Annotated in this window: 4 protein-coding genes and 3 pseudogenes; all 7 read left to right on the plus strand. The window is 57.1% G+C overall.

Annotated elements, in window-relative coordinates; translation table 11 throughout:
• Nucleotides 1-94: 94 nt before the first annotated feature.
• Nucleotides 95-220 (plus strand): hypothetical protein, encoded by a 126-nt coding sequence (locus PZN02_RS32000; protein ID WP_280663531.1) that lies wholly within the window; start codon nt 95-97, stop codon nt 218-220.
• Nucleotides 221-938: 718 nt separating this feature from the next.
• Nucleotides 939-7,484 (plus strand): non-ribosomal peptide synthetase, encoded by a 6,546-nt coding sequence (locus tag PZN02_RS32005; protein ID WP_280663532.1) that lies wholly within the window; start codon nt 939-941, stop codon nt 7,482-7,484.
• A 54-nt stretch (nt 7,485-7,538) separates the two neighbouring features.
• Complete coding sequence (locus PZN02_RS32010) at nt 7,539-8,894, plus strand: MATE family efflux transporter (RefSeq protein ID WP_280663533.1); 1,356 nt, start codon at nt 7,539-7,541, stop codon at nt 8,892-8,894.
• A 38-nt stretch (nt 8,895-8,932) separates the two neighbouring features.
• Nucleotides 8,933-9,715 carry a 4'-phosphopantetheinyl transferase family protein gene (locus PZN02_RS32015; protein WP_280663534.1) on the plus strand — a complete coding sequence of 261 codons (783 nt, stop codon included), beginning with the start codon at nt 8,933-8,935 and terminating at the stop codon, nt 9,713-9,715.
• Nucleotides 9,716-9,834: 119 nt separating this feature from the next.
• Nucleotides 9,835-9,966: pseudogene (locus PZN02_RS32020) on the plus strand (IS30 family transposase); the annotation flags it as partial.
• 77 nt (nt 9,967-10,043) lie between these two features.
• A pseudogene (locus PZN02_RS32395) lies at nt 10,044-11,050 on the plus strand (IS110 family RNA-guided transposase).
• A gap of 243 nt (nt 11,051-11,293) precedes the next feature.
• Nucleotides 11,294-11,762: pseudogene (locus PZN02_RS32035) on the plus strand (IS30 family transposase); the annotation flags it as partial.
• Nucleotides 11,763-11,775: the final 13 nt, after the last annotated feature.

Below are 11,775 nucleotides of genomic sequence, written 5' to 3' on the forward strand. Positions count from 1 at the left end.
GCTGAATATTCCTCCGTTGGCTGACCCTGTGCAGCTACGTGCTCGCTTCACCAACTCGCCATACTCAACCCTTTCTTGCTATTGAAGCGGTCTCATGCTGGAGCTTCGCGATCGAAGCAGCCACAAGCTCGATGCACGCAAGATGCTGCCGTTTTTTGCACCACTCGGTGAGACTGACAAAATTGGTTTTTTGGATGAGATCGATCCATCTCCGTTATAGATACACCAGGTCACACGTTGCAAGGGGTGTTGACCAGGTCTCTCGCACCGCGTTGCTCACCCAAATGCTTGGCCAATTACCAGCGAACCGCCTAAAGAGTGACCTCGCCTTCAAAATACCGCCACTTGAAACTCCTCACGGATAACGTCGCGGCGAACGAATTGCAAGAAGCTCCTCGTCGCCAATCTGCACCCATTCGCCATCGCGTTCATGGACATGATTCCACCGCCGGGAAAGCGGAGGCCAACCGTGCATAGTTCAGTCGGATGTTGAACAATGTCGAACATGCGACATGAGACCTTAGATTCATATTGTTGTTTATAAACCGTTTTTCGCTTGGCGCGCTAAGTGCAACGTTCATCGTAAAGCGGCCTCAGGGATTGAGAGAAAATTTGTCGCAAGCTAGTTGCGAATGTCTATTCAGCACTCTTGCCACGGCCGGGTGGACCAACCGAAGAGAAGGTCAAGAAATGTAAGATTCCGCAAAACTCATCCACAATGACAGCGCCGCAATCCGGTGAGGCTGGCGCGTTTGTGCCTGTCTACGATCCATTCAGAGGCGGGCTCAATTACCGGGCCATGCTGTTCATACGAGCGCCGGACATGCCTACCCCTCGGCGGGCTTGCTCGGCGTCTACCAAGGCCTGGATCAAACGCTGGAACGCCAGGCCATCACAGGCAATCTCCTTCGTTAATGCAGTTTGGAAAACGCACTCTTATGGACAGCTTACATCCCGCTTCTCCGAAAGTATTTGTATCTGTTGTTTCCCGCTTTGCCCAATCGGCAAAAGAATGCCCCGGCCGTCCCGCCGTATATTTCGGCGCAGATTGCCTGACGTATGGCGAACTGGACGATCTCACCAGTCGACTTGCCGCCGCGCTTGGCGTTCATGGCTGCACACGGGGCATGGCAGTGGCGGTGTTGATGCCGCGTGGCCCAGCGCTGCTTGCTTATATGCTAGCGATATTTCGGCTGCGCGCGGTCTACGTACCCCTGGACACGGCATACCCCACCGATCGGCTGCGGGGCATGGTTGAACGTAGCGAATGCGCCATCCTGGTTACCACTCCAGACGATTTGGAGCTTGCGCAGGCAATTGCGGGAACCGCTTCGGTCGTCAATGCCGGCCTAGCCACCTCGATACCTGCCGCGCCCACAACATTCCTGGATGTGCAGCCTGGTGATGCTGCCTATGTCATTTTCACGTCCGGAACCACCGGCGGACCAAAGGGAGCGGTGCTCACACATGCCGCGTTGGCCAACCACCTCAATGCCAAAATTGCGGATCTCAGCCTTTGTGCGACTGACCGCGTTGCTCAAACGGCTTCCCACTGCTTTGACATATCAATCTGGCAATTCTTGGCAGGCCTATTGGTCGGTGGAGCCATCGACATTTTGCCTTCGGCTGTAATTGCGGATCCTCGCCAATTATCAAAAACTTTGCGCGAGCGGAGGATCACGGTAATTCAGTTCGTGCCATCGCTCTTGCGTACCTACCTCGTTGCCACAGAAGGCGAGAGCACATCTCAGTTTGAGAACCTGCGCTGCATCTCAACTGTTGGCGAACCGCTGTCACCCGATCTATGTCGCAAATGGCTGACGCACCATCCGAAAGTTCCCATCCTCAATCATTATGGCCCAACGGAGTGCGGCGACGGCGTCACGCACCACTTGGTAACACAGCCGCCAGCCGCCAATGAAACCTACGTACCGATCGGCCGACCTATTCCCGGGCTTCGTGTCTACCTTGTCACGCCGGACAGTGATCCTCTGAAACTTGCATCGAGAGGAGAAGTTGGGGAGCTATGTGTCAGCGGTGCTGGCGTAGCTCTGGGTTACATCAATGACCCGGAACGCACTGTTGCCGTTTTCGTGGCGAATCCGTTCGACGACACGCCTAGCCACAGCCGTTTGTATCGGACCGGTGATTTGGCTCGCATCCGCGCCGATGGTTTGCTCGAGTGCCTTGGCCGAGCAGATCGGCAGGTCAAGGTACGGGGCTACCGTGTGGAATTGGCAGAGATTGAAACTGTTCTCAACAGCCATCACGGCGTCATGGGAAGCGCTGTAGTCCTGCATCGAAGCCAACATCGACGGGCGAAACTCACCGCCCGTGCAAAACTGGGGCGCGAAAATTGCGGTGAAAATGCATCAGCCATCGATGCAGATCTTGTGCCACCTCGCCTGATTGCCTTCGTAGTTCTGCGCGATCACTGCACTTTGCGACATCTGCAAGAGCATCTGCGCCGATACTTGGCGCCGTACATCATGCCGGATCAAATTTTTGAAGTGCCGACACTCCCACTCAACGCAAACGGTAAGCTCGACTACGGCCGCCTGCCGATTCCAGGTGGAATGCGCCCGCTGTCCGATGTTGCCTTCGTATCGCCACGATCAGAAATCGAACGACAGCTTGCGAACCTTTGGGAGCAGATCCTGTGCGTGGCTCCTGTCGGGCTCGACGACGCCTTCATCGATTTGGGCGGCGATTCGCTGCGAATGATGTTGCTCGCTAATCGGGTTCACCACCTTTTTGGTCGCCAGATACAACCGGGCCAACTTCACCGTTCCACGGTCCGGGAGTTGGCGCGGAAGATCGAGGAGGGCGCCGAGACACAGTTGCCTCCCATTATCCGCATTCCTGCCGCGGCGACGAAAGTGGTGCCGCCAACATATCTTCAAACTCACCTGTGGTTCCTCTGGAAGCTCGACCCCCAGGCACGAAACTACGAGCTTCGGACGGTCGTCAATCTTGAGGGTTCCTTGGATCGCGGTGCATTCGAGGCGGCCTGGACTGATTTACTCCATCGTTTTGATACGCTGCGGGTGAGATTCCTGGAGAAAGATGGCCATCCCCTGATGGCCTTTGACGGGCCGCTACCTCGACTAGAGTACCAAGATCTCTCGTCCTTGCCTTCAATGGCTCAATCCGAGCACGTCGCGGCAATTCAGCGGCAACACAACGCGCAACCGTTCGATTTGGCGACTGGCCCACTCCTTCGGACCGCCCTCGTTCGTAGGAACGAGCGCCTGCACGAGCTATACCTAACTACCCATGAGATCATCATGGACGCGTGGTCGCTTTCGGTGTTGGCGCGCGATCTACGACGCCTCTACGAGAGCCATACGGTTGGCCGCGCCGCAGCTTCGCCAGCAAAGCCCGAAATTGGCCTCGGCGACTACGCTCTGTGGGAAGCAAAAAATCTCACCCCTGATCGCTACAATGTCCAAGGGACATACTGGCAGCAGATGTTAAGCGGAGAATTACCGGTCCTCGAGCTGTCAAGCGATCACGAACGCCCTCGACACCTCACATATGCCAGCCACGCCCACGGGCTAGCATTGGATGCGGGCGTGACGGCCGCGCTCCGTCGTGTGGCTGCTGACAACCGGTCAACATTATTCGCAACACTTCTGGCAGGGTTTGCGATCGTGCTGGCGCAATATGCCGGACAGGACGAGGTCGTAGTGGGAGCGCCTCACGTAGTCAGGCAGCGCCCCGGTACCGAGCAGCTTCTTGGCTTTTTCCTCAATATGCTGCCGTTGCGGCTGAAAATCGACGACACGGAAACGTTCAATACGTTGGTAAAGGGCGTACAGGAAACTGTTTCGGACGCCATATCACATGGTGACTATCCGTTCGGGCAGATGCTGGAGACCCTTAACATTGCACGACGCAGCAACATATCACCGGTCTTTCAGGTCATGTTCAACATGTACTCGGAGCAACCGGAGGAAGTACACGGAGACGGCGGAAGACTGACCATCACCGTCCGTGAACTGGAGCTGGGTTACGCCAAGTACGATCTGATACTCTACGCGCAGGAGGAAGGGGACGGCGTCTATCTTCAACTGACGTATTGCAAAGAGATCCTCGAGGCACCTCAAGCCGAGCGGATCCTGCGCAATTTGGAACACACGTTGAAGCATTGCGTCGCAGCGCCCGACGCACCGCTCAGTTCTCTCGGACTATTGCACGAGAATGAAGTGCGATTTCTTGCGTCCTTCAACGACACGAGCCGCGATTTCGGTTGCAAGGCAACCTTACGTGAACTGTTCGAGGCCCAGGTGCAACGCACTCCAGAACACACCGCCTTTTTCTGGAACGGAGGCCGAATTTCCTACGCTGAACTGAACGACTCGGTCGACCGTATTGCCAATGGATTGGCTGGTCTGGGTGCACGCGCAGGGGATCGAATAGCAATCGCGACAGATAGGGGAATTGCAACGCTGGTGGCGCTCCTTGCTTGCGTGAAGGTGCATGCCGCATATGTCTGCTTAGGGCCTGAGTTGCCGCAAGCTCGCGCTGTTCACATCTTACGGGCAACATCCCCGAAGGTCCTGCTGATCGACAGCGAAATTCATGCTTCCTGGGCATGCTACGAAAACTCGCCATGCCAGGTGGTGTCACTGAATTCCCTCTCGGGAACCGCTCCGATAGGGGGGTTGCCTCGTCCGGTCTTGCCTCATGATATCCTGCACATCGTCTTCACGTCAGGAACGACCGGAGAGCCGAAAGGAGTGCTCGTCCCGGCGTCGGCGTGCCTCAACCGTTTGCACTGGATGTGGTCAGAGTTGCCGTTCCTTGCCGGTGACGTTGCAGTGGTCCAGAAGTCCGCAACACTTGTCGCAAGCACTTGGGAAATTTTCGGTCCGTTGCTGCAGGGGGTTCCCGCTTATTTGCTGTCCCGAGAGGAGCTTGTCATCCCAGAACGGCTGCTGTCCGTGCTTGAAAACCATAAGATCAGTCATCTCCTCGCCGCCCCACCCATCCTGGATGGACTGATCATGGCGCGCTCGACCGGCGGTCCGTCGGCAAGTGCGCTTCGGCTGGTTGCTAGCAGCACTCAGGCACTGCCGCCTGACCTCGTCAAGCGCTGGACGCTCGCGTTTCCAGCCACAAATCTCTTTAATTTCTATGGCTCGACAGAGTGCAGTTCCAATGCCGCCTGGCACCAAGTGGATCATTCACTTCCGCTTGATTCACGTAAAGTTCCTATAGGTCGACCGATTGCAAATGTGCAGTTGAGCGTGCGAAGCAGGAAGCTGGAACTTATGCCGCGCGGCGCGCTGGGTGAGTTGTGTGTCACAGGTGCATGCCTGAGTCTTGGGTACCTCGAAAACATAGAGCAACCGGCAACTCGGTTCGAAATGATGGAAGACGGCCACTTGCTCTACCGGACTGGTGATCTTGCCAGATTCCGGGAGGATGGGACGCTGGAGCTTCACGGCCGCGCTGATGACCAAGTCAAGGTGAATGGTTACCGCGTCGAACTCGACGAGGTCGCGCATGCGCTCCGCTCGCACCCCGCCGTAAGCGATGCTGGGGTCGCGTTGCATGCCATGCCGGATCGGGGCGGCCTCCTGCTGGGCTATGTGGTCAGCACTGCCGATCTCCTCGATGAGGCCGACCTTCTGGCATTCACACGGGAAATACTTCCAACATACATGGTGCCAGCGCGTATTATGCGAATTGATGAACTGCCTCGCAATCCAGGTGGCAAATTGGACCGTCGCGCCTTACCACAGCCAACTGCGATGTCCGCGGGCAAAGGAAGGACACCGCAAACGGTAACCGAGGTAGCCCTCGCGGAGATTTGGGAGCGTCTGTTGTGTTGCGAAGAGGTTTCAGCCGAGGACGAGTTCTTCGCTCTTGGGGGAACTTCGATCCTAAGTGTGCGATGCGTGTCCGACGCTAGCCTTCGTGGCCTGCGCCTCACCGTCGGCGAACTCTACGACAACCCTCGACTGGCCGATCTGGCGAGTCTCATTGACGCACACAGGGATGCCCTGCCCAATGAGACTACATTCGATCGCGTCAAATCCGAGAATGTGGCCCCGCCTTTTTCGCCCACCATGCGTTTCTTCAGCCAGCACATGGGCTACGATGAGCACTTCAATTTGTACGGCCTGTGGAAATTCAGCGCGGGAGAGCTTGATGGAACGCTCTTGTCACAAGCCGTTGCCACGCTGGGTGACGAGCATCCCATGCTTCGTACCCGGCTCGTTCGCTCAGGCGGGACTCCGGCGCGCACGCTCCCGACCGACGACCCGCTAACGTTAGAACGTATCACACTCCCCGCCGATTTGCCGGAAATGTGGGAAGAGATCGTGTCAGAAAAAACCGAACAGGCACAGTATGCCTTCCGGTTCGACGGTCGCACCCCCCTCCTCAGGGTGTTACTGTTCGAGGGGGGCCAACCGCAGACACAGCGAAGCTGGCTATTCATTCTCGTGCACCACTTCCTTACAGACGGCTACGGTTTTCGTTTGTTAATTGGGGAACTGGAACGCCTCTATAGGACTGCGGCGGCTGGCCTAGAGGTCAAGCCAACCGCCCTCACAGGCCACGCCAGAATAGCCAATTGGCTTAACCTCCTTCGCAATCATGCGATAGATCATGCCGAGGAAGAGCTCGAATACTGGGAATCCCGACCTTGGGCAGCATTGATGCCCTCCGGTTCTCCACTGGCTCTAGCGGCGGCGCGTTCTGGAGGAGGCCCAACGCCATCCGATCCTGTCGGCGCGCGTCGCATGCAGGCGTTGTTGCGGGCCGGCGAAGTGGATAACCACGAATTCTTGCGGTTGTGTGAATCCCAAGCGACTCGATTTCTCAGCATCCCTCAAGTGGAAACCGCTGCACTGCTGGGGTTTTCTGATCGTGCTGGGATCGATGGGCTGGATCTTATTCTATTGGCTTTTTTGCGAACACTAGGTGGCGATCGTCCAACGCTTGGACTTTACGTGGACAGCCTCACGGCCCTGCGCGCCCCTGTGTTGGGCGGTGTCGATCTATCAAATAACCTTGGTATCTGCTGTGAACTCTTGCCAATGCCACTGGTGGTCGATGGCACTGAACCAGCGATGGCGCAACTGCGCTCTGTAGCCGCCCAACGTCGCAGGATACCCACCCTTGGCCTTGGCCTGCGTGCTCTCCAAGCATTTCATCCTGACGAGAGAGTGGTGGCGCGCGCGGCGCGATTGCCAACGCCGCGTGTTTTGATCAATTTCCGTGCTCCTCTAGCGGTCATTGGCGGGCGCCGTTTTTTGGGGCAACAAGAGGCGCCGTTATGGTGTGGCGAGGACATGAATTTTAACAAACACCATTGGCTTGAATACTCAATCGATGACGTGAATAGCTGTTTGCGCATTGTGCAGCAGCATAACTATTCGCGTATTGATGGATCATCTGCCACGTCAACTGCAAACAAATTGCAGAACAATCTAACGGGAATCATTCGCGAGATTTGCATTAAACAATAAAAACGCTCAAGCGACTCCGGTGTCCGACGATATTCTACCTAAAGCAGGGCTCAAATGAAATCGACCCGGTTAGAGCAGCTCGAGAACGATCCCATGGTGCCACTTGTGCTGAGACTTGCCGTTCCAACGATTGTGGGACTTTGCGTCAGTGCGGCCTACCACCTTTTGAATGCTTTCTTCGTTGGACGTCTTGGGGCAGAGGCGGTGGCCGCGCTTGCGATTACATTCCCAATTACCATGATTCTGACGCTTATCGGGCAAGCCGTGGGGACTGGGGCAGCATCGTCCGTGGCGCGCAGCCTCGGTCGGCATGACCATGCATCCGCAGCAGCATTCGCATTCACAGCAATTGTCTTGGGCTTGGGCGTTGCGATATTAGCTTCTGGTAGTATCGCGACCAGGATCAGCGTCCTCCTGACATGGTTTGGCGCTAGCAACAATACTCTGCCCTATGCGGTCGAATACCTGAGCCCGATCCTGTTTGCCCAGGTGCTGCTCGTATTCAACATGATCTGCGGCTTCATCGTCAGGGCCGAGGGGAACACGTTATTCAGCATGGCCACCCAGATTGTGGCATTTGTCCTCAACGCGGTGCTCGATTCCCTGCTGATCGTCGGATTGGATCTGGGGATCGCGGGCGCTGGTTTCGCAACATTGATTTCGCAAGTGGCTGCGGCCGCCGTGTACGTGTGGCATTTTGCGACCGCGTCCGGCGTGGTGAAGCTAGGCGGTCATCCAACAACCGGTTCATTGGAGCGTATAGGCGTCATTCTGGGGGCAGGAAGTCCGGCGGCGCTTGCGAGTGTGGCTGGCATTGCTGCCATGTGGCTGCTCAATTCTACTGCCAGCACATTTGGCGACGATACTTTGGCCGGGGTGGGTGTCGCAACGCGGCTGCTTTCCATAGTGGCTCTACCAATCAGTGGCCTGTGCATCGGTGCCCAATCTGCGGTCGGCTACAACATCGGTGCGGGAAGGGGCGACAGAGTGCGGCAGGCATTGACCGTAATACTGTCCCTATCCTTAGCGTTCTCATCGATGTGCGCGCTCATAGGCATCTGCCAATCGCACGCTTTGGCCGCCTGGTTTGTTACGGAGACGTCAGCTATCGCGATCGCGGAACGCGCAATTGCTGCATTCCTAGCCGCTTTTGTTTGCTTTCCCGCAGTGGCAGTCACTATTACGCTGATCCAGGCCAAAGGCGAAGTGACGCGGGCATCGCTGCTCGCAATTACGCCCGATGGGCTATTCCTGATGCCACTCCTGCTAGTGTTGCCGCGGTGGATGGGCGTCAACGGTCTCATCATTAGTCCCGTTCTCAGTGAGGCTGCTGCTGGCCTGACTGCCGCGCTCGTCCTCTATCGAGAGTGGCGGCGCTTGAGCAGAGATGAACGTTCCCTTCGCGTTTGAAAGCGCAGCTACTTTCGGCGAAAAGGGCGAATCACCAAATGGGAAATACAAGCCTCTCAAATGAATTTGTGAAGATCTGGCAGATTGATCTGAACGTTCCGACCCACCCGTGGCCGGACTGCCTTGCCTGGTTGGATCACGAAGAGCAGGAAAGATATCATCGTTTGAAGCATCGGCACGACGCGCGAAGGTTTGCAGCGGCGCACGTGGCCCTACGCGAAATCTTGGCCGGTTGCTTGTCTATTGAGCCCTGGGATGTGAAACTTGCGTACAGCCGATGGCGTCGCCCATACGTTCCCGGAGGGCCTTTTTTTTCGATGAGCCGGAGCGGCGATCTGGCACTTGTCGCCTTATCTCACCAGCCTTTGCTCGGCATCGACGTCGAATGCCTCGACCAAGCGGTTGAATGGAGCTGGCTTGAGACCATTTGGTCGCCAGCAGAATGGCGACGGCTTCGGACGATGACGAATGCTCCTGAACTACTGTTGCGCCTTTGGGTTCGTAAAGAAGCCGCAGTAAAAGCTCTGGGACTCGGACTTGCCCACCCCCTGTCGCAGGTCGTGGTTCCACTCTCGGGACAAACTGGTCCCAATGGCGCGCGTCTGTGGCTTCGGAACGAGCAGGGAAGCCACTGCTGGCGTGTATACGATTTGCCAACAAAGGTTGGTTTCATCGGATCGATCGTAACGGCGCGGCCTGTCGCTCCTGAGAGTCTGGCAGTGCATTTGTTCCCCGCCGCAGGTGATTGGAGCGGCGCCGTTGCCAAAAGCACAGGTTCGCTTGTTGCGCCGCAGCACCCCGGCTCGACCGCTCGCGCCTAGAGCGTTTCGCCTCCATGCTGGATCGTATCCGCGGGAAATGAAGTAGTTTCTGCATTTGTCGCTCGACGAGAACGGCCAGCTTGAGTTTCGGCATGCAATTTTTCAGTGCCGATTGACAGTGGCGGCAACTGCCGGAGCGTCGTGCGAGACCAGGCCGCGGCACGCTCGACGGCGACGGTCGCCGCTTCAGCCCGGAACTCAACATTCTTCATCGTCCTGACACTGTCGCCGAACGCAAGCAGTTCGGGCACTGATGGTGTGGATACCCCTCCTCGCCGGCAGCGCAATATCATGCTGCCCAGGTTCGCCGTTTATATTGGAGGTATTCATGGAGAGCGCCGCTGTAATCGTGATGCACTTGACTAAATCCGTGTTCGAACTGCATGGTGCAGGCTACCGCAAACCGCTGTTCCGGAGCAAGCTGACGCGAGGTCAGCTGCGCACCTTTCTTGCGAGCTACCCGTCAACGATCCTAGCGATGGAGGCCTGTGCTTCATCACATTATTGCGGGGCGAGAGATCTGCTATGGGCCAGGAGGTTCGACTTCCCCCGCCGATCTACGTGAAGCCGTTTGTCAAAAGGCATGAGAACGACGCAGCCGATGCTCAGGCAATCAGCGAGGCTGCGGTCCGGCCGATCATGCGTTTCGTGCCGGTGAAAACCGCTGAGCAGCAATCGCGGGCCATGGTGTTTAAGACCCGCAATCTCCTGGTCCGCCAGCGCAAGCAAATCGCCATTGCATTGCGCGGCCACCTCATGGAATATGGATCGCCATCCCGGCCGGTCTCCCTTTTGACGGAAACTGGAGCGTGAGATCGAAGACCCCGATACGGCGCCGCCCTGCTGGTCGTTGAACTCGCACGTCTGCAGCTGGACCAGCTTCGAGCTTGTAACGAAAAGATTGCTGCCGTCGAGCTGCCGATGAAAGATGACGCCAAGCGTGGTCCCGAAGCAATTCGTCTGCAGACCGCGCCTGTAATCGGCCCTGTCAGCGGCAATCAAAGCTGTCGGGCCGGATATGAAAAAGCTTACAAAGCGGGCGCGGCTTCGCAGCGTGGCTCGGGCTGGTGCCGTTGCAAAGGTCGACCGGCGGTCGTCAGAAACTGGGACGCACATCGAAAATGGGACAGCGCGACATCAGACGGCTTCTGATCATTGGAGCGCGTTGAAAAACGGGGCACCGAGTGGATCCTGGCTCAAACAGATGCTCGATGCAAACCGCGCCTGTTGGTCGCGATTGCGCCTGCGAACAAAACGCCGCGCGCGATCTGGGCGATGATGACAAGAGATCAGGAATCTCGGGATGTGCCTGTTTCGGCGCAACGCCGAAACTAAGCATTTTCGATGATGTAAGGAGGACTTCGGACAGTAAGGACTACAGACGGACAAGATCGAGGTCAGGAAAACCAGGCATTCCAGAGGGCTTCGCGCCCGCGACATATGGACCCGACCTTTGCATCGCCATACCTGCCCCGCGGCAAATTGAAGGCCGCTTCAATAGAGGCCTGCCACATGACCGCACCCGATCTCAGGTTCAAACTGTCCGAAAAGCCCTTGCATCGCCCGGGTATCCACACATGGGAGTGCGATCTCATTCAGTTTCGCAAGAAGTTCGGCAAAGCCAACGTAACGTCACTGGTGGAGCGGGTCAGTCGCTTTGCGGTCTTCCTGCGCAACAACGACCGGCAATCGAAGCCGATCATCGACGGGCTGATTGAGGTGCTCCAACCCCTGCCCCACGCCGTTCGACGCTCCATCACCTTCGACCGGGGGCACCGAGTTCAGCGAATGGCACTATCTGCAGGCTGGCATTGGAACGCAGACATGGTTCTGTGACCCGCAGTCGCCCTGGCAGAAAGGCACGGTCGAGCAATGGCCGGGTTCGCAAATAGCTTTCGAGAGAGGTGGATCCCCTGTCGATCAGCGACGGCGAGCTGAAGGACATCTGCGACCGGCTCAACTCGACACCGCGTAAGTGCTTGGGCTACCGGACGCCCGCGGAAGTCTTCCGCAAGAAACTGCTCCGCAAATGCGGCGTGTCGGATAGCGTCACACGTCAC

Source organism: Sinorhizobium garamanticum (assembly GCF_029892065.1).
Classification (GTDB): Bacteria; Pseudomonadota; Alphaproteobacteria; order Rhizobiales; family Rhizobiaceae; genus Sinorhizobium; species Sinorhizobium garamanticum.

What these genes read in the sequence shown, in the direction of transcription:
- PZN02_RS32010 (WP_280663533.1), top strand. Translation starts at nt 7,539, where the DNA reads ATGAAATCGACCCGGTTAGAGCAGCTCGAGAACGATCCCATGGTGCCA.
- PZN02_RS32000 (WP_280663531.1), top strand. Translation starts at nt 95, where the DNA reads ATGCTGGAGCTTCGCGATCGAAGCAGCCACAAGCTCGATGCACGCAAG.
- PZN02_RS32015 (WP_280663534.1), top strand. Translation starts at nt 8,933, where the DNA reads ATGGGAAATACAAGCCTCTCAAATGAATTTGTGAAGATCTGGCAGATT.
- PZN02_RS32005 (WP_280663532.1), top strand. Translation starts at nt 939, where the DNA reads ATGGACAGCTTACATCCCGCTTCTCCGAAAGTATTTGTATCTGTTGTT.